We start from the raw sequence: 19,064 nt of genomic DNA on the forward strand, positions 1-19,064 counted from the left end.
TTTATCCGGGGTCATTTTTTATCCGCCGCCGCAATCCAGGCCTTCAGTACCGCAACATCGTTTTGCCACTCGGATTTCATCTCTTCCACCCACTCACCTACGTTGTCTTCCCAGGCAGGTAAATCTGGCGTTTGGATCTGCTGCCCCAACTGCTGGATATGGCGCAAGCCTATCGACCCCGCCGCGCCCTTAATTTTATGGCCTTCATCGACGATACCTTTCTGGTCGCGCGCGGTGAGATTCGATTCCAGCACGGACATGTAGCCCGGCATCATCTTCTCGAACACCGCCAGCCCGTCGGTAATCAGCTTCGGCCCCACCAGCTCGATATATTGTTCCAGCATGTCGGTATCCAGTACCGATGCCGATTTCGCCACATCCACCGCGGGCGGCTCATGGCCATCGTCTTCCGGCGCATCCCAGAACTTCTTAATAATTGCGGTTAATGCGGGTACAGACAGCGGCTTGCTCAGCACATCGTCCATGCCGGCATCAAGATACTCTTTTTTATCCTTCAGGACGTTGGCGGTCAGCGCCACCAGCGGCGGCAGCTCATCGGCGGCATAGCGCTGTTTTAGCTGTCGCGAGATATCGAGGCCGGTCATGTCCGGTAGCTGAATGTCCAGCAACACCAGGTCGTATTCGCCGGGTTCGAACATCTCCAGCGCGGCTTTACCGGTCATCGCCACGTCCACGCTATTGCCCAATTTTTCCAGCACCGAACGGGCGACAATCACGTTCAGTTCGATATCTTCCACCAGCAGCACGTTCAGCGCCGGCAGCGGCATATCGTCTTCGGCCAGCGTATCTTCAACTTCATCAGCCACCGCCTGCGCGTGTACGGTCAGGGTAAACGTCGCCCCCTGCCCCGGCTGGCTGGTCACGCTGATATCGCCGCCCATATTACGCGCCAGACGGCGCGACACCGCCAGGCCAATCCCGGTACCGGTTGCCGGTTTACCGCCGTGGCTGTCTTTCACCTGATAATACATGGCGAAAATTTTGTCCTGCTCCGCCTGCGGGATACCGATACCGGAGTCCTCAACTTCGAAGTGCAGCATATCGCCTTCGTCATAGCGGACGCGCACGGTGACATTGCCCTGTTGGGTAAACTTCACCGCATTGCTGATCAGGTTCCACAGGATCTGCCGCAGGCGCGTACCATCAGTTACCACTTTATGCGGCAGCGGCTGGGTTGGCTCCATCACAAAGCGTAAACCTTTCTGCTGCGCCTGCAGGCCTGAGAGGTTTTCCAGGTCGGCAAGGAAGCTGGTGAAGTCCACTTCCTGATTATCGAGCTGCACTTTACGCCGCTCCATTTTATCCATGTCGATAATATCATTGAATATATTCCCCAGCGTCACCGCTGAAACATGGATAGTTTTCAGATATTTTTCCTGCTCGTTGGTCAGTTCAGTATCCAGCAGGATGCGGCTGAGCCCAACGATGCCGTTGAGCGGCGTACGCAGCTCGTGGCTGATGGTTGAGATAAAGGTGGTCTTGTCCCGGCTGGCGCGCTCCAGCGCGTCCTGATAGCGCTTACGCTCGGTAATATCGCGGCCAAAGCCCATCAGGCCACGGCGCTTGCCCACGCGGTCATAGTAGGGGACCTTGCGGATCTCAAAGCAGGCTTTACGCCCATCGGGATAATCGAGCCATTGTTCGTAGGTCAGCGAGACATTATGGCGGAAGACTTTCTCATCGGTCTCCAGCACTTTCACCGCGGCTTCTTCGCTATAGACATCCTGCGGCTTGAGGTGAATCAACTGCTTTTCGCTTTTTCCGGTCAACAGCTCCATCGCCCGGTTACAGCCGGAGAACTCCTTATCTTCGTTACGATAGAAAACCAGATCCGGTGAGGCATCAAGGAAAGAGCGCAGGAAGGAGGACTGTTGTTCCAGCTGAATCTGCGTCTCTTCACGCTCTTTCATCTCTATTTTCAGCTGTTCCAGCGTGGTTTCACGTTCCGCTTCCGCTTTCTCACGTTCGCCAATTTCCTGATTCAACTGGGCGATATTGTCCTTGAGCTGCACGTTAAGCTTAAGATCGCGCTCGCGCATCTCTTCCAGCTTTTCCACCAGCCGCGAGAGTCGCTGGCGCGACTCTTCCAGTTGTTCGACCACCACCGACAGAAAATAGACCGCCCAGGGGGTAATCAGCAGCCCGAAGAATATAGAGCGGATAACATCGATACTCTCAACCTGCCCATGCAGCACCATCGTGACGGCCATCTGCACCACGATAGCCAGCACCACCAGCGCCAGAGCCAACAGCATTGAAAAGCGCACCAGACCTAACTTCATCATCAGATCGACATAGTACTGCGCCAGCATACGAATTTGCTTCATGAGGGATTCCTTATCGCCAACTCCGCACAATAATACCCAATTCTGAACATTACGCTGTAAGTTGTGCAAAAAATGCGGCGGTAATCAGCCGTTAAGGAAGTGGAACATCAGGCGGGCAGGACCCACGGCGTCCCCAATGCCGACCCCTGAACGCCATGGGTATTAAGGTATTTGTCCAACTCGACCATACCGGTCCAGCGGTTTTCGCACCACAGCGGCGCCAGGAGCGTCGGGCGACGGGCGCTGGCCGAGATGCGATGATAAATCACCTCCGGCGGGGTATGGCGAATCATCTCACCGGCGGTGACCGTATAATCATCCAGCGCAATACCGTTCAGGCGCCCCGCCTGCCAGGCTTTCGCCATGATGCTGCCGGTCACGATGTGCAACGGGTGCAGCTTGATGCCATCGACCCCGGTTGCGACTACCCGTTGCAAGGTTTGCAGGCACTGCTGCTGGGTTTCGCCCGGCAGACCGACGATAAGATGCGCGCAGACCTTTAATCCGCGCTCGCGCGCCAGTCGGGTGGTGCGCTGGTAGCAGGCAAAGTCATGGCCGCGATTGATACGATGCAGCGTTTTATCATGCGCGGTCTGCAATCCCAGCTCCAGCCAGATTTCATAGCCCTGCTCCCGATATTCGCTGAGCAGATCCAGCACCGCATCGGGAACGCAGTCGGGACGGGTGCCGACGCACAGCCCAACGATATTCGCCTGGCTCACCGCCTGCTGATACATTGAACGCAGCAGCTGTACTTCGGCAAAGGTGCTGGTGTAGGCCTGGAAATAAGCAAGGTAGCGTTTCGCTCGGTTAACCAACTGCGCCTGGTGCGCCAGTTGATCGGCAATCGAACGGTACTGCTGGGCCTCGTCGGCGAAGGAGGCGACATTACAAAATGTGCAGCCGCCGCGGCCGATTGTGCCATCGCGATTCGGGCAGCTAAATCCACCATGCAGCGTCAGTTTATGTACCTTTTCGCCGTAGCGGCGCGTAAGATCCCCACCAAACATGTTGACTAATTTTTGTAACTGCATAATCTGATAGACCGGCCTCAAGAAAGGGGCCAAGCCTGCCATTTTTAGCCTCCGACGGCGATGACCTGGATCAATCGTCAGCGCGGCCGCTTACCTCATTGCATAATCAATCAAAATAAATGCGGTTTCATTCACGCCCGCGGTAATAACATTTACTTATACTTCAATACTGAGTTTCAATTATCTTTGACGCAGCAAAAAACAGTTTTATTTCCTGCCATTAAGAACACCAGCAGTCAAATACTCTGCTATAAAAAAACAATTCAGCACAGAAAGGTAATCTTAGGCTGCGGATATAGTGAGACAGATCACACTAGATTACGCATCCCTGAGAGTTTATATGCCTTTAAAAAAACAACAATTCTTTTTAAAATCATAATATTAAACACCTCTTAGCACACTTTTGTATAAATAAGATTGCCATTTGACGTAAGTGTGGATTCTCGATAAGTTGGGAATCCGCTGGAAGCTTTCTGGATGAGCGCTCTGCTCATCATATTTATGCAGTAATTGAGATTCCCTCTTAATAGCAAGTCCTCAAACTTGTGTACCGATGCGAAAAGGATTTAAAGAGGGCGAATGCGAGGTAGGCAAAGATGCCCTTACCCCGTCGCCATGCTCTTGCTGTGCCTTGCGCGCAATCGATTAAGGGGGCGTCCCGTAGAGCCTGGGGAGGTTCACTGATATGTTGTACGACAAATCCCTTGAGCGGGATAACTGTGGTTTCGGCCTGATCGCCCACATAGAAGGCGAACCTAGCCACAAGGTAGTGCGCACCGCTATACACGCACTGGCCCGAATGCAGCACCGCGGCGCGATCCTTGCCGATGGTAAAACCGGCGACGGTTGCGGCCTGCTGTTACAAAAACCCGATCGTTTCTTCCGGATTGTGGCGGAAGAGCGCGGCTGGCGCTTAGCCAAAAACTACGCCGTCGGGATGCTGTTCCTGAATAAAGACCCCGAGCTGGCAAGCGCTGCGCGCCGTATCGTTGAAGAAGAGCTGCAACGCGAAACATTGTCTATCGTTGGCTGGCGCGATGTGCCAACTAACGAAGGCGTACTCGGTGAAATCGCCCTCTCCTCGCTGCCTCGTATTGAACAAATTTTTGTTAACGCCCCGGCAGGCTGGCGTCCGCGCGATATGGAACGCCGTTTGTTCATCGCCCGCCGTCGCATTGAAAAGCGCCTGCAAGAAGACAAAGATTTCTACGTTTGTAGCCTGTCGAACCTGGTTAATATCTATAAAGGTCTGTGTATGCCGGCGGATCTGCCGCGCTTCTACCTGGACCTCGCGGACCTGCGCCTGGAATCCGCCATCTGCCTGTTCCACCAGCGCTTCTCCACCAATACCGTGCCGCGCTGGCCGCTGGCGCAGCCGTTCCGCTATCTGGCGCACAATGGTGAAATCAATACCATCACCGGTAACCGCCAGTGGGCCCGCGCCCGTACCTATAAATTCCAGACCCCGCTGATCCCCGATCTGCATGACGCCGCGCCGTTCGTCAATGAAACCGGCTCTGACTCAAGCTCGATGGATAATATGCTGGAACTGCTGCTGGCAGGCGGGATGGATATCGTCCGCGCGATGCGCCTGCTGGTACCGCCAGCCTGGCAGAATAACCCGGACATGGATCCGGAGCTGCGCGCGTTCTTCGACTTTAACTCCATGCATATGGAGCCGTGGGACGGCCCGGCGGGCATCGTCATGTCCGACGGCCGCTACGCCGCCTGTAACCTCGACCGTAACGGTCTGCGTCCGGCGCGCTACGTCATCACTAAAGACAAACTCATCACCTGTGCGTCTGAAGTCGGTATCTGGGACTACCAGCCGGATGAGGTGATGGAAAAAGGCCGCGTTGGGCCTGGCGAGCTGATGGTCATCGATACCCGCAGCGGGCGTATTCTGCACTCGGCGGAAACCGATAACGATCTGAAAAGCCGCCATCCGTACAAAGAGTGGATGGAGAAAAACGTCCGCCGTCTGGTGCCGTTCGAAGACCTGCCGGAAGAAGAAGTCGGCAGCCGTCAGTTGGATGATGACACGCTCGCCAGCTACCAGAAACAGTTTAACTACAGCGCCGAAGAGCTGGACTCCGTCCTGCGCGTCCTTGGGGAAAATGGCCAGGAAGCGGTCGGTTCGATGGGCGATGATACCCCATTCGCCGTGCTCTCCAGCCAGCCGCGTATCATTTACGATTATTTCCGCCAGCAGTTCGCCCAGGTGACAAACCCGCCTATCGATCCGCTGCGTGAAGCGCACGTGATGTCGCTGGCTACCAGTATCGGCCGTGAAATGAACGTCTTCTGCGAAGCGGAAGGCCAGGCGCACCGCCTGAGCTTCAAATCGCCGATCCTGCTGTACTCAGACTTTAAACAGCTGACCACCATGGAAGAGGAGCACTATCGCGCCGACACCCTGGATATTACCTTTGATGCCAACGAAACCACGCTGGCCGAGACGGTAAAAGCGCTGTGCGATAAAGCGGAACAGATGGTGCGTAACGGCACCGTACTGCTGGTGCTGTCCGACCGCAACATCGCGAAAGATCGTCTGCCGGTACCGGCGCCGATGGCCGTTGGCGCCATCCAGACGCGCCTCGTCGATAAGAGCCTGCGCTGCGACGCTAACATCATCGTCGAAACCGCCAGCGCCCGAGACCCGCACCACTTTGCGGTGCTGCTGGGCTTTGGCGCGACGGCTATCTATCCGTATCTAGCTTATGAAACCCTGGCGAAGCTGGTAGATAGCAAAGCTATCGATAAAGAATACCGTGCGGTGATGCTGAACTACCGTAACGGCATCAACAAAGGCCTGTACAAAATCATGTCGAAGATGGGGATCTCGACCATCGCCTCCTACCGCTGCTCGAAGCTGTTCGAAGCGGTCGGTCTGCATCGCGACGTGGCCGACCTCTGCTTCCAGGGCGTAGTGAGCCGCATCGGCGGCGCCGGTTTCGACGATTTCCAGCAGGACCTGCTGAATCTGTCGAAACGCGCATGGCTGGCGCGTAAACCGCTGGCTCAGGGCGGCTTGCTGAAATATGTCCACGGCGGCGAATATCACGCCTATAACCCGGACGTCGTTCGCACCCTGCAGCAGGCGGTTCAGAGCGGCGAATACCGTGATTATCAGGAATACGCGAAGCTGGTTAATGAACGCCCGGCGGCCACGCTGCGCGATCTGCTGGCGCTCAACCCAGGCGATGAAGCCGTAAGCATCAATGAGGTGGAATCAGCGAAAGAGCTGTTTAAACGCTTCGATACCGCGGCCATGTCGATCGGCGCACTGAGCCCGGAAGCGCACGAATCACTGGCGGAAGCGATGAACAGCATCGGCGGCTTCTCCAACTCCGGTGAAGGCGGTGAAGACCCGGCGCGCTACGGCACCAACAAAGTCTCGCGTATTAAGCAGGTGGCTTCCGGTCGTTTCGGCGTTACCCCAGCCTACCTGGTGAATGCCGACGTGATCCAGATTAAAGTCGCCCAGGGCGCGAAACCTGGTGAAGGCGGACAGTTGCCGGGTGACAAAGTGACGCCTTATATCGCCAAACTGCGTTATTCGGTACCGGGCGTGACGCTGATCTCCCCGCCGCCGCACCACGATATTTACTCTATCGAGGATCTGGCGCAGCTGATTTTCGACCTCAAGCAGGTCAATCCGAAGGCGATGATTTCCGTCAAACTGGTTTCCGAACCGGGTGTCGGCACTATCGCCACCGGCGTGGCGAAAGCCTACGCAGACCTTATCACTATCGCCGGCTACGATGGCGGCACCGGGGCGAGCCCGCTCTCATCGGTGAAATATGCCGGCTGTCCGTGGGAACTTGGCCTGGTGGAAACCCAGCAGGCGCTGGTCGCCAACGGTCTGCGTCATAAAATTCGCCTGCAGGTAGACGGCGGCCTGAAAACCGGCCTCGATATCATCAAAGCGGCGATCCTTGGCGCGGAAAGCTTCGGCTTCGGCACCGGCCCAATGGTCGCGCTGGGCTGTAAATACCTGCGTATCTGTCATCTGAACAACTGCGCCACCGGCGTGGCGACCCAGGACGACAAACTGCGTAAGAACCACTACCACGGCCTGCCGTTCAAAGTGACCAACTACTTTGAATTCATCGCCCGCGAAACCCGCGAGCTGATGGCGCAGCTGGGCGTGAAGCGTCTGGTGGACCTGATCGGCCGCACCGACCTGCTGAAAGAACTGGAAGGCTTTACGGCGAAACAGCAGAAACTGGAGCTCGGCAAGCTGCTGGAAACCGCTGAGCCGCTGCCAGGCAAGGCGCTGTACTGCACCGAGAGCAACCCGCCGTTCGATAACGGCGTGCTCAACGCGCAGCTGCTGCAGCAGGCGAAGCCGTATGTGGATAACAAACAGAGCAAAACGTTCTGGTTCGATATTCGCAACACCGACCGTTCCGTTGGGGCGTCGCTGTCCGGTTATATCGCCCAGACTCACGGCGACCAGGGGCTGGCCGCCGACCCGATTACCGCCCACTTTAGCGGTACCGCGGGCCAGAGCTTCGGCGTCTGGAACGCCGGCGGCGTTGAGCTGCACCTGACCGGCGACGCCAACGACTACGTGGGTAAAGGCATGGCGGGCGGTCTGCTGTCGATTCGTCCTCCGGTCGGCTCCGCCTTCCGTAGCCATGAAGCAAGCATCATTGGCAACACCTGTCTGTATGGCGCGACCGGCGGTCGTCTGTACGCGGCAGGACGCGCGGGCGAACGCTTTGCGGTTCGTAACTCCGGCGCCATCACTGTGGTGGAAGGCATCGGCGACAACGGCTGTGAATACATGACCGGCGGTATTGTCTGTATCCTGGGGAAAACCGGCGTGAACTTCGGCGCAGGTATGACCGGCGGCTTTGCTTACGTCCTGGATGAAGATGGCGACTTCCGTAAACGCGTTAACCCCGAACTGGTGGAAGTTCTGGACGTGGACACGCTGGCTATCCATGAGGAGCACCTGCGCGGCTTAATTACCGAGCACGTCCAGCTTACCGGTTCGCAGCGCGGCGAAGAGATTCTCGCCAACTGGCCGGCCTTCGCGGCGAAGTTTACGCTGGTTAAACCGAAGTCCAGCGATGTTAAAGCACTGTTGGGTCACCGTAGTCGTTCCGCAGCTGAGCTGCGGGTGCAGGCGCAGTAAGGGGTTAAGATGAGTCAGAACGTATACCAATTTATCGACCTGCAGCGCGTTGATCCGCCAAAGAAACCGCTGAAGATCCGTAAAATTGAATTTGTAGAAATTTACGAGCCGTTTTCAGAAGGCCAGGCCAAGGCGCAGGCGGATCGCTGCCTCTCCTGCGGCAACCCGTACTGCGAATGGAAATGTCCGGTGCACAACTACATCCCTAACTGGCTGAAACTGGCCAACGAGGGGCGTATTTTTGAAGCGGCGGAGCTGTCGCATCAGACCAACACCCTGCCGGAAGTCTGCGGACGTGTCTGCCCGCAGGACCGCCTGTGCGAAGGTTCCTGCACCCTGAACGATGAGTTCGGCGCGGTGACCATCGGCAACATTGAACGCTATATCAACGATAAAGCGTTTGAGATGGGCTGGCGCCCGGACTTGTCCGGCGTGAAGCAAACCGGAAAAACCGTCGCCATTATCGGCGCCGGTCCGGCAGGCCTGGCCTGCGCGGATGTGCTGACCCGCAACGGCGTGAAGGCGATCGTCTTCGATCGTCATCCGGAAATCGGCGGTCTGCTGACCTTCGGCATCCCGGCGTTTAAGCTGGAAAAAGAGGTGATGACCCGCCGCCGCGAGATCTTCACCGGCATGGGGATTGAATTCCGGCTCAATACCGAAGTGGGTCGTGACGTCCAGCTCGACGATCTGCTGAAAGAATACGACGCGGTATTTCTGGGCGTGGGCACCTACCAGTCCATGCGCGGCGGGCTGGAAAACGAAGATGCCAACGGCGTGTATGACGCGCTGCCGTTCCTTATCGCCAACACCAAACAGATCATGGGCTTTGGCGAAACGGCGCACGAACCCTTCGTCAGTATGGAAGGCAAACGCGTGGTAGTTCTCGGCGGCGGCGACACCGCGATGGACTGCGTGCGGACCTCTGTTCGTCAGGGGGCGACGCACGTTATCTGCGCCTATCGCCGTGACGAAGAAAACATGCCAGGCTCCAAACGTGAAGTGAAAAACGCGCGTGAAGAGGGTGTCGAATTCCAGTTCAACGTCCAGCCGCTGGGCGTGGAAGTGAACGCCAACGGCAAAGTGTGCGGCGTGAAAATGGCGCGCACCGAAATGGGCCAGCCGGATGCGAAAGGCCGCCGCCGCGCGGAAATCGTCGCCGGTTCCGAGCACGTGGTGCCCGCAGACGCGGTGGTGATGGCGTTTGGTTTCCGTCCACACAGCATGGAATGGCTGGCGAAGCATAGCGTCGAGCTGGATTCTCAGGGCCGCATCATCGCCCCGGAAGGCAGCGACAACGCGTTCCAGACCAGCAACCCGAAAATCTTTGCCGGCGGCGATATCGTTCGCGGTTCAGACCTGGTGGTAACGGCGATTGCCGAAGGCCGCAAAGCGGCGGACGGTATCCTCAATTACCTTGAAGTCTGATTAAAGCCTGAGTCTCAGCGCATAAAAGCCCGATGGTTAACGCCACCGGGCTTTTTTATGCTTGATCGTGGTTAAGCGTGGGCAAAAAAAACAGGCCCCGGAGGGCCTGTCAGGAATTACTTCACAACGCGCAGCGCCGGACGACCACCGCGCGGCGGCGGTGGCGTATCGTCAGGATCGTCATCGTGATTATCCGGCTTATCGCCATCAATCACCGACATCACCGTTTCGTTTTCGCTCTCAGGCGCAACGTCATCATCGTTGAGGCTGCTGACATCTTCGTCATAGGCCGCTTCAGGTTCAAACATCGTTCCTGCGCCGTTCTCACGGGCATAGATAGCGAGTACCGCAGCCAGCGGCACGGAAACGTTGCGCGGTACGCCGCCGAAGCGAGCGTTAAAGCGCACTTCGTCATTCGCCAGTTCCAGATTGCCCACCGCACGCGGCGCAATGTTCAGAACGATTTGGCCGTCGCGAGCGTACTCCATCGGCACGAGAACGCCTGGCAGCGTCACATCGACGACCAGGTGCGGAGTCAGCTGGTTATCCAGCAGCCACTCATAGAACGCCCGCAGCAGGTACGGGCGACGCGGCGTCAGCTGTGATACATCCATTATTTAGCCCCGGCCGAGGCGCATTTCACGCTCGGCTTCAGTTAAAGAAGCGAGGAAAGAATCACGTTCGAAGACGCGAGTCATATAGCCCTTAAGCTCTTTCGCGCCAGCACCCACCAGTTCTACGCCGAGAACCGGCAAACGCCACAGCAGCGGAGCCAGGTAGCAATCGACCAGGCTGAATTCGTCGCTCAGGAAGTAAGGCTTCTGAGTAAAGACCGGCGCAATCGCCTGCAGTTCTTCACGCAGCTGCTTACGAGCGGCATCAGCCTGGGCCGCGGTACCGGTCTGGATGGTATTCATCAGCGAATACCAGTCTTTCTCGATACGTTGCATGTACAGACGGCTTTCACCACGCGCCACCGGGTAAACCGGCATTAGCGGCGGATGCGGGAAACGCTCATCCAGGTATTCCATAATGATGCGGGATTCCCACAGAGTGAGCTCACGATCCACCAGCGTCGGGACGCTTTGATTCGGGTTGAGGTCAATCAGATCCTGAGGCGGGTTATCCTTCTCCACGTGCTCTATCTCAAAACTGACACCTTTTTCGGCCAGCACGATGCGGACCTGATGGCTATAGATGTCAGTAGGACCAGAAAACAGCGTCATTACCGAACGTTTGTTGGCAGCGACAGCCATGAAAACCTCCAGGTATATTCAGAATTTTTACTGCTGCCGACCACGCATGGCCAGCCAGATGTATAAACCCCATTCGCACGGCGACGATATGTTCATTGATTAACTAAAAAATGAACAACCACCAGCATTTGGGCAGAAAATTGGATGATAGTTTACCAGATTTTGCGGACGTTGTGGTGAGGGTATTCTGGAAATGCTGAAAAAGTGGTAAGAACAGGCCATTTCTTTGTGGATAACAGCCGTTTTATCCATAAAAAAACCCGCCGAAGCGGGTTTTTTCGCAAATTGTTCTGCGTGAGCAGAAAACAATTAACGTTTGGAGAACTGCGGACGACGACGTGCTTTACGCAGACCGACTTTCTTACGTTCAACCTGACGAGCGTCACGAGTAACGAAGCCAGCTTTACGCAGTTCAGAACGCAGGGACTCGTCGTACTCCATCAGAGCGCGGGTGATACCGTGACGGATCGCACCAGCCTGACCAGAGATACCACCACCTTTAACAGTGATGTACAGATCCAGTTTCTCAACCATGTCGACCAGTTCCAGCGGCTGACGAACTACCATGCGGGCAGTTTCACGACCGAAGTACTGTTCCAGCGAACGCTGGTTGATTACGATTTTGCCGTTGCCCGGTTTGATGAAAACGCGAGCTGCGGAACTTTTGCGGCGACCAGTGCCGTAGTATTGATTTTCAGCCATTGCCTATAATCCCGATTAGATGTCAAGAACTTGCGGTTGCTGTGCCGCGTGGTTGTGCTCGTTACCAGCGTAAACTTTCAGTTTACGGTACATAGCACGACCCAGCGGGCCTTTTGGCAGCATGCCTTTAACCGCGATTTCAATCACACGCTCAGGACGGCGGGCAATCATCTCTTCAAAGGTCGCTTCTTTGATACCACCGATGTGGCCGGTGTGGTGGTAGTACATTTTGTCTTCGCGCTTGTTGCCGGTTACAGCAACTTTTTCTGCGTTCAGAACGATGATGTAATCACCAGTATCAACGTGCGGAGTGTATTCCGCTTTGTGCTTACCGCGCAGGCGACGAGCCAGTTCAGTAGCCAGACGGCCCAGAGTTTTACCGGTCGCGTCAACAACATACCAGTCGCGTTTTACGGTTTCTGGTTTAGCTGTAAAAGTTTTCATTAAAAGCTTACCCAAATAAATAAGTTACACGTTGGTGAACACCCAAACGTTTAGTCAGTTGAGGTTCACACGACAAAGTCCGGCAAACCTACCCCTTCGAATAGCCTATGCCAGCACATAGAAGATTTCGGGAAAAAAAACCTTCTCGTAACGTGGGGTCGCAAGATTATAGAGAAGTAGGGGCCAAAGATCGACCCCTTTATGTGATTTGCAGCAGGTTTTTCTCAGCGTGAGAAGAAGGCTGGATTCAGGGCATGTGCGGCTGCTTCAGATACTCTTCGCTTTGCATTTCCTGCAGGCGCGATAAACAGCGCTGGAACTCAAATTTCAGGCGTTCGCCCTGATAGATCTCATACAGCGGTACCGCCGCGCTGACCACCAGCTTCACGTGGCGTTCGTAGAATTCATCCACCAGCGCGATAAAACGCCGCGCTTCGCTCTCGAGCTGCGTCGTCATCACCGGCACATCGAACAACATCACGGTGTGGAACAGGCGTGACAGCGCGATGTAATCATGCTGGCTGCGCGCATCCACGCACAGGGTGTCAAACGACGCCGCCAGGGTCTGGTTTTCCACGCCCAACGTCGGCAGCGGCCGGTGGTTAATTTCCAGCGTCGGCATCTGCTCGCGTTTGGCCCCCGCCAGCGCCAACCAGAGCTTATCCATTTGCTGGCTGGTCTCGCCATTGAGCGGCGACAGCCACAGATGCGCCTGGGTCAACGTGCGCAGGCGGTAATCAATCCCTGCATCCACGTTCATAATGTCGCAGTGCTGTTTGATGGCGTCTATCGCCGGCAGGAAACGCGCGCGTTGCAGACCATTGCGGTAGAGTTCGTCCGGCGGGATGTTCGAGGTAGCGACCAGCGTAATCCCACGCGAGAACAGCGCTTTCATTAAGCCGCCGAGCAGCATGGCATCGGTGATGTCGGAGACAAAAAACTCGTCAAAGCACAACACATCGGTTTGCGCTTTAAAGCGATCGGCAACGATCTCCAGCGGGTCACTATGCCCCTGCAGGGTGGTTAACTCTTCGTGCACGCGCAACATAAAGCGATGGAAATGCAGGCGCTGTTTACGTTCGCCCGGCAGGCTTTGATAAAACATATCCATCAGCCAGGTTTTACCGCGCCCCACGCCGCCCCACATATACAGGCCACGCACGGCGGTTGCTTCCGCCGTCGGTTCGCGCTTGCCGAGTAGTTTGCTGAATTTCGCCCGCAGACCGCCGCCCGCGGGCGCTGCGGCTACAGGTTTTTCCTGCAGTTCACGATAGATGGTATCGAGGCGGCTGACCGCTTCTTGTTGCACGTCGTCAGGTTGATGGCTGCCCTCTTTGAGAGCTAAAAGGTAACGCGATGTTGGGGACAGGCTTTGCATGATCTTATTGTTATTCCTTGAAAACCGTGGCGCCGTGACGCACGATTGACGAAAAAAAGGCGGTTCTACAGTACGCGATGATACGCCAGGATTCCACTTCTGTGGAATTAGCGGTTATAGTGGCACTATCGGGCGCAGGCGGAGAGCCTAACAGCCACCCTACGGAACCACAAAACAACGGGAGATGTTCATGACCTGGGAATACGCGCTAATTGGATTAGTCGTCGGTATCATCATCGGTGCCGTCGCCATGCGTTTTGGTAACCGCAAATTGCGTCAGCAACAAGCGCTGCAGTTCGAACTGGAAAAGAATAAAGCAGAGCTTGAAGAGTATCGCGAAGAGCTGGTCAGCCATTTTGCGCGCAGCGCAGAACTGCTGGACAACATGGCGGATGACTACCGTCAGCTGTATCAGCACATGGCAAAAAGCTCCAGCAGTCTGTTGCCGGACGCGATGGCGGAAGCTAATCCGTTCCGCAATCGCCTGGCGGAGTCCGAAGCCAGCAACGATCAGGCGCCTGTCCAGATGCCGCGCGATTATTCTGAAGGCGCATCCGGCCTGCTGCGCGGTGGCGCGAAACGCGACTGATCCCGCTGTCTGCGTAAAAATATTTACCGGGCGCGCCTTCCGCGCCCGTCTTCCCCCTGCATCCCAGCTACAATTTAAGCACGGACCGCATTGTTAGCCGGTCGAAAATTCAATAACATCAAATCATTCGGACGTTTTTTCCATACACCTCAGGTTACGAGAGCCAGCATCTAATGAAGAAACAGACTTTGCTGTTGAGTGCGTTAGCGTTAAGCATTGGATTATCGTTGTCGGTCCTGCCTCCGGCGGCGGCATCACTGCCGACCCAGGTTCCAGGCCAGGGCGCGCTACCGAGCCTCGCGCCGATGCTGGAAAAAGTATTGCCTGCGGTGGTGAGCGTGCAGGTAGAAGGCACCGCCTCGCCGGTGCAGAATATGCCGGAAGAGCTGAAAAAATACTTCGGCGATAACGCGCCGCAAGAGCAGGCGCAGCCGTTTGAAGGCCTCGGTTCAGGGGTGATTATCGACGCCGCCAAAGGCTACGTGCTGACCAACAACCACGTAATAAGCCAGGCGCAGAAAATCAGCATTCAGTTGAACGATGGCCGCGAGTTCGATGCCAAACTGGTCGGCAGCGACGAGCAGAGCGATATCGCCCTGCTGCAGGTTTTAAAACCCAGCAATTTAACGCAAATCGCCATCGCGGATTCCGACAAGCTGCGCGTCGGCGATTTCGCCGTTGCCGTCGGCAACCCCTTCGGCCTCGGCCAAACCGCCACTTCCGGCATCATCTCCGCGCTGGGCCGAAGCGGCCTTAATCTCGAAGGGCTGGAAAACTTTATTCAGACCGATGCCTCAATTAACCGCGGCAACTCCGGCGGCGCGCTGCTGAATCTCAACGGCGAGCTTATCGGCATTAATACCGCCATTCTGGCGCCGGGCGGCGGCAGCATCGGCATCGGCTTCGCCATTCCGAGCAACATGGCGAAGACCCTCGCCGATCAGCTTATTCAATACGGCGAAATCAAACGCGGCCTGCTGGGCATTAAAGGCATGGAAATGAGCGCGGATATCGCCAAAGCGATGAACATCAACGCTCAGCGCGGCGCCTTCGTAAGCGAAGTCCTGGCCAATTCCGGCTCCGCAAAAGCGGGGATTAAATCCGGTGACGTTATCGTCAGCATGAACGGCAAGCCGCTAAGCAGCTTCGCCGAGCTGCGTTCGCGTATCGCCACTACCGCCCCTGGCACTAAAGTAAAACTGGGGCTACTGCGCGACGGCAAACCATTGGATGTCGAAGTCACTCTGGATAAGAGCACCTCTTCCACCGCCAGCGCCGATCTGATTATCCCGGCCCTGCAGGGAGCGGCGCTAAGCGATGGCCAGCTGAAAGACGGCACTAAGGGCGTGACCATCGATAACGTCGATAAAGGCAGCGCGGCGGCGCAGGTTGGCTTGCATAAAGACGATCTGATTATCGGCCTCAACCGCCAGCGCGTGCGTTCCATCGCCGAGCTACGTAAAGTGCTGGAAACCAAACCGGCCGTCATCGCGCTGAATGTGCTGCGCGGTAACGAAAGCATTTATCTGCTGCTACGCTGACGGCTGCTTCCGGACATCGTGCGTCGTGCGATGTCCGGATAAGTCATGCTATGCTGCGCCTGCCCATTAATTAACGATATTCGCATCATGCCAGGAAAGCTTTTACGTTCAGTCCTTATCGGTTTAATCGTCGGCGGCATCCTGCTGGCGGCGATGCCTTCGCTGCGCCAGTGGCAACTCTCATCGGCGACGCCGAGCGATACCGCTGATGAATCGCCTGCCAGCTATAATGCTGCGGTAAGACGCGCCGCGCCTGCGGTGGTCAACGTCTATAACCGCGCGCTGAACAGCACCAGCCATAACCAGCTGACGCTTGGATCCGGCGTTATCATGGACCAACGCGGATATATCCTCACCAACAAGCACGTCATCAACGATGCCGATCAGATAATCATCGCTTTGCAGGATGGACGGGTATTTGAAGCCCTGTTGGTCGGTTCTGATACCCTGACCGACCTGGCGGTGCTCAAAATCAACGCCAGCGGCGGCCTGCCGGTCATCCCGATTAACCCGAAACGCGTTCCACACATCGGCGATGTAGTACTGGCGATAGGCAACCCGTATAACCTCGGGCAAACCATCACCCAGGGCATCATCAGCGCGACCGGTCGTATCGGCCTGAACCCTACCGGGCGGCAGAATTTCCTGCAAACCGATGCTTCTATCAACCACGGCAACTCCGGCGGCGCGCTGGTCAACTCGCTGGGTGAACTGATGGGTATTAACACCCTGTCATTCGATAAGAGCAATGACGGCGAAACGCCGGAAGGGATCGGCTTTGCCATCCCGTTCCAGCTGGCGACCAAGATCATGGATAAACTGATCCGTGACGGCCGGGTGATCCGCGGTTACATCGGGATCAGCGGCCGCGAGATCGCGCCGATGCATGCGCAGAGCGGCGGCATGGATCAGATCCAGGGGATCGTCGTCAATGACGTCGCCCCGGATGGCCCGGCGGCGCAGGCGGGGATCCGCGCTAATGACGTGATCATCTCGGTGAACGATAAACCAGCGGTTTCGGCGCTGGAAACCATGGACCAGGTCGCAGAAATTCGCCCGGGTTCAGAAATCCCGGTGGTCATCATGCGCGATGATAAGAAAATCACCCTGCACGTGGCGGTACAGGAATATCCGGCGACAAATTAACGATTAGCGCTCCGTTATCGGAGCGCGATTAATCAACAAACAGCGGCCCGGCCGGGAATCTGGCCAGAAACCCGGTCACCGCCAGCAGCGACCACAACGATGGCCAGCGGACCTGCCGCTCCCGCAGTTCATCATCCAGCGTCAGTAACGCGAACTCCCCTCTCTCGCCGAGAACGCCGCCCTGCCACAACAGCCGTTGCGCCTGCTGCCGCGCCCACGGCGATTCACTCTTCCAGGCCAGCAAATGCAGCAGCGACTGCTGTAAACAAACGCTGTGCGAATGACTGTCCCGCAGCAATCGTCGATACACCGGCAGCGAGATACTGCGTACGCTGTAGAAACCGCTGCGCGATTCACTATCAGCCTGCGCCACGCTGGCGCACATCTGCCCGGCCAGATCGCATAAACGGTTATGCGTCAGCGGCTGGCGCAGCGCATCCAGATGCCCGGCGGCGGCGCAAAGCAGGCCGCTCCTTTGCTGCTCATGCGTCCGCGAACCCAGCAACGCCGCTACCGTTTCATCCTCCCCGGTCTGCGCATGCTGTACACCCGCGTCATAACAACAGACAAAGAAATCATGGCTGCCATGGTCGATTGACGGGTGCGCCAACAGATTCAGCGCCGGGTGCAGTTGTTCAAGCACCTCCAGCGACGCCAGGGTGTCATCAACGACTCCCTCTTTTGCCGATGACCTGCTGGCAGGACGTAATGCTATCGTTTCATTCATCAAAGCCTCCTCAGGGAAAATTCCCGGCTCGCGCTGCGCTTACCGGGGCTACCAACCGGAGCGGACCGGTCGCCCGGATAAGGCGCCAGCCGACATCCGGGAACCTCTCCCCGGTGGCGCTGGCTTACCGGGCTACAAACCGGAGCGGACCGGTAGCCCGGATAAGGCGCCAGCCTCCATCCGGGAAGGATGCCGGCTTACATCGCCAGCACGTACTTGAGCATCACCCCGGCGGCGATCGCCGAGCCGATCACCCCGGCCACGTTCGGGCCCATCGCGTGCATCAGCAGGAAGTTCTGCCCGTCCGCTTCCAGACCCACCTTGTTGGACACCCTCGCCGCCATCGGCACCGCCGACACCCCGGCCGAGCCAATCAGCGGGTTGATCTTGTGTTTACTGAAGACATTCATCAGCTTCGCCATGATCACCCCGGCGGCGGTGCCCACGCAGAAGGCGATCACCCCCAGCAGCAGGATCCCCAGCGTCTGCGGCTGCAGGAACTTGTCCGCCACCAGTTTGGCCCCCACCGACAGCCCGAGGAAGATGGTGACGATGTTAATCAGCGCGTTCTGCACCGTGTCGCTCAGACGATCCACCACGCCGCTTTCGCGCATCAGGTTGCCGAAGCAGAACATCCCCAGCAGCGGCGCGGCGTCCGGCAGCAGCAGCGCCACCAGCAGCAACAGCACCGCCGGGAAGAGGATCTTCTCGCGTTTGCTCACCGTACGCAGCTGCACCATGCGGATCTTCCGCTCTTTGTCGCTGGTCAGCGCCTTCATGATCGGCGGCTGGATCAGCGGCACCAGCGCCATGTAGGAGTAGGCAGCCACCGCGATGGCCCCCAGCAGCTCCGGCGCCAGCTTGCTCGACAGGTAGATGGCCGTCGGGCCGTCGGCGCCGCCGATGATGCCGATGGCCGCCGCCTGCGGCAGGGTGAAGTGGATGAAGCCGAAGTAGTTCAGCGCCAGCGCCCCGAGCACGGTGGCGAAGATCCCGAACTGCGCCGCCGCCCCCAGCAGCAGGGTGCGCGGGTTGGCCAGCAGCGGGCCGAAATCGGTCATCGCCCCGACGCCCATAAAGATCACCAGCGGCGCGATACCCGAGCCAATCGCCACCTTATAGAAGATGGCCAGCACCCCGGAGGAGTAGCCCATGTCCACTGCCAGCGTCTCCATCTGCCCCTGCACCGACGGCAGGGCCAGGGCCAGCGCCTCCTTGATGGCGTGGACATCCGGCGCGCAGTTGAGCTTCGCGGCAATCACCGCCAGCTGGACCGGGTCGTGATGGGCCAGCAGGTTTTCCAGCGCGCTCAGCGCCAGCCCGGC

14 protein-coding genes are annotated in these 19,064 nt (G+C 57.2%); 5 read left to right on the forward strand and 9 right to left on the reverse strand.

The genetic code is table 11. The features are described 5' to 3' along the window. Positions 1-11: 11 nt before the first annotated feature. Together arcB and PGQ95_RS02930 are read right to left on the reverse strand one after the other, a co-directional pair. Entirely contained in the window at positions 12-2,348 is a 2,337-nt protein-coding gene (gene arcB, locus PGQ95_RS02925; protein ID WP_087859934.1) for an aerobic respiration two-component sensor histidine kinase ArcB, read from the reverse strand. Between the two features lie 107 nt (positions 2,349-2,455). Continuing rightward, a complete protein-coding gene (locus tag PGQ95_RS02930) occupies positions 2,456-3,382 on the reverse strand; it encodes a TIGR01212 family radical SAM protein (protein WP_213793688.1) in 927 nt (308 codons plus the stop codon). A gap of 685 nt (positions 3,383-4,067) precedes the next feature. Between PGQ95_RS02930 and gltB the strand changes: the two genes are divergently transcribed. Continuing rightward, positions 4,068-8,528: a glutamate synthase large subunit gene (gene gltB / locus PGQ95_RS02935; protein ID WP_430916912.1), complete on the forward strand. Its 4,461-nt coding sequence runs from the start codon at positions 4,068-4,070 to the stop codon at positions 8,526-8,528. Between the two features lie 9 nt (positions 8,529-8,537). Further along, entirely contained in the window at positions 8,538-9,956 is a 1,419-nt protein-coding gene (gene gltD / locus PGQ95_RS02940; protein ID WP_045377999.1) for a glutamate synthase subunit GltD, read from the forward strand. A 116-nt stretch (positions 9,957-10,072) separates the two neighbouring features. On the opposite strand, the gene sspB is transcribed toward gltD, so the two are convergent. The 5 genes from sspB to zapE form a co-directional block, all read right to left on the reverse strand. Beyond that, positions 10,073-10,570 (reverse strand): ClpXP protease specificity-enhancing factor, encoded by a 498-nt coding sequence (gene sspB, locus PGQ95_RS02945; protein ID WP_045394985.1) that lies wholly within the window; start codon positions 10,568-10,570, stop codon positions 10,073-10,075. 3 nt (positions 10,571-10,573) lie between these two features. Beyond that, positions 10,574-11,212, reverse strand: coding sequence for a stringent starvation protein SspA (sspA, locus tag PGQ95_RS02950; protein WP_015369483.1), 639 nt, complete (start codon positions 11,210-11,212; stop codon positions 10,574-10,576). Between the two features lie 309 nt (positions 11,213-11,521). Then, a complete protein-coding gene (rpsI, locus tag PGQ95_RS02955) occupies positions 11,522-11,914 on the reverse strand; it encodes a 30S ribosomal protein S9 (RefSeq protein WP_000829818.1) in 393 nt (130 codons plus the stop codon). Positions 11,915-11,929: 15 nt separating this feature from the next. Next, a complete protein-coding gene (gene rplM, locus PGQ95_RS02960; protein WP_002918559.1) occupies positions 11,930-12,358 on the reverse strand; it encodes a 50S ribosomal protein L13 in 429 nt (142 codons plus the stop codon). 247 nt (positions 12,359-12,605) lie between these two features. Beyond that, positions 12,606-13,736, reverse strand: a complete 1,131-nt coding sequence (gene zapE, locus PGQ95_RS02965; protein WP_213793689.1) for a cell division protein ZapE — start codon at positions 13,734-13,736, stop codon at positions 12,606-12,608. Positions 13,737-13,926: 190 nt separating this feature from the next. On the opposite strand from zapE, the gene zapG reads away from it, so the two are divergent. The 3 genes from zapG (at position 13,927) to degS (ending at position 17,012) form a co-directional block, all read left to right on the forward strand. Beyond that, on the forward strand, positions 13,927-14,325 hold the full coding sequence (zapG, locus tag PGQ95_RS02970) for a Z-ring associated protein ZapG (protein ID WP_015703613.1): 399 nt from the start codon (positions 13,927-13,929) through the stop codon (positions 14,323-14,325). A gap of 173 nt (positions 14,326-14,498) precedes the next feature. Next, positions 14,499-15,866, forward strand: a complete 1,368-nt coding sequence (degQ, locus tag PGQ95_RS02975; RefSeq protein WP_045394989.1) for a serine endoprotease DegQ — start codon at positions 14,499-14,501, stop codon at positions 15,864-15,866. An 87-nt stretch (positions 15,867-15,953) separates the two neighbouring features. After that, complete coding sequence (gene degS, locus PGQ95_RS02980) at positions 15,954-17,012, forward strand: outer membrane-stress sensor serine endopeptidase DegS (RefSeq protein WP_015703614.1); 1,059 nt, start codon at positions 15,954-15,956, stop codon at positions 17,010-17,012. A gap of 28 nt (positions 17,013-17,040) precedes the next feature. On the opposite strand, the gene PGQ95_RS02985 is transcribed toward degS, so the two are convergent. Together PGQ95_RS02985 and PGQ95_RS02990 are read right to left on the reverse strand one after the other, a co-directional pair. Further along, a complete protein-coding gene (locus tag PGQ95_RS02985) occupies positions 17,041-17,739 on the reverse strand; it encodes a hypothetical protein (protein ID WP_430916915.1) in 699 nt (232 codons plus the stop codon). Positions 17,740-17,936: 197 nt separating this feature from the next. Then, positions 17,937-19,064: sodium ion-translocating decarboxylase subunit beta (locus tag PGQ95_RS02990; protein ID WP_430916917.1), on the reverse strand; the 1,128-nt coding region annotated here is incomplete at its 5' end.

This window comes from Klebsiella sp. 141240, assembly GCF_050600805.1.
Lineage (GTDB): Bacteria > Pseudomonadota > Gammaproteobacteria > Enterobacterales > Enterobacteriaceae > Klebsiella > Klebsiella aerogenes.

Coding starts and splice junctions, on each gene's coding strand:
- arcB (WP_087859934.1), bottom strand. CDS start 2,348: ATGAAGCAAATTCGTATGCTGGCGCAGTACTATGTCGATCTGATGATG.
- PGQ95_RS02930 (WP_213793688.1), bottom strand. CDS start 3,382: ATGCAGTTACAAAAATTAGTCAACATGTTTGGTGGGGATCTTACGCGC.
- gltB (WP_430916912.1), top strand. CDS start 4,068: ATGTTGTACGACAAATCCCTTGAGCGGGATAACTGTGGTTTCGGCCTG.
- gltD (WP_045377999.1), top strand. CDS start 8,538: ATGAGTCAGAACGTATACCAATTTATCGACCTGCAGCGCGTTGATCCG.
- sspB (WP_045394985.1), bottom strand. CDS start 10,570: ATGGATGTATCACAGCTGACGCCGCGTCGCCCGTACCTGCTGCGGGCG.
- sspA (WP_015369483.1), bottom strand. CDS start 11,212: ATGGCTGTCGCTGCCAACAAACGTTCGGTAATGACGCTGTTTTCTGGT.
- rpsI (WP_000829818.1), bottom strand. CDS start 11,914: ATGGCTGAAAATCAATACTACGGCACTGGTCGCCGCAAAAGTTCCGCA.
- rplM (WP_002918559.1), bottom strand. CDS start 12,358: ATGAAAACTTTTACAGCTAAACCAGAAACCGTAAAACGCGACTGGTAT.
- zapE (WP_213793689.1), bottom strand. CDS start 13,736: ATGCAAAGCCTGTCCCCAACATCGCGTTACCTTTTAGCTCTCAAAGAG.
- zapG (WP_015703613.1), top strand. CDS start 13,927: ATGACCTGGGAATACGCGCTAATTGGATTAGTCGTCGGTATCATCATC.
- degQ (WP_045394989.1), top strand. CDS start 14,499: ATGAAGAAACAGACTTTGCTGTTGAGTGCGTTAGCGTTAAGCATTGGA.
- degS (WP_015703614.1), top strand. CDS start 15,954: ATGCCAGGAAAGCTTTTACGTTCAGTCCTTATCGGTTTAATCGTCGGC.
- PGQ95_RS02985 (WP_430916915.1), bottom strand. CDS start 17,739: ATGAATGAAACGATAGCATTACGTCCTGCCAGCAGGTCATCGGCAAAA.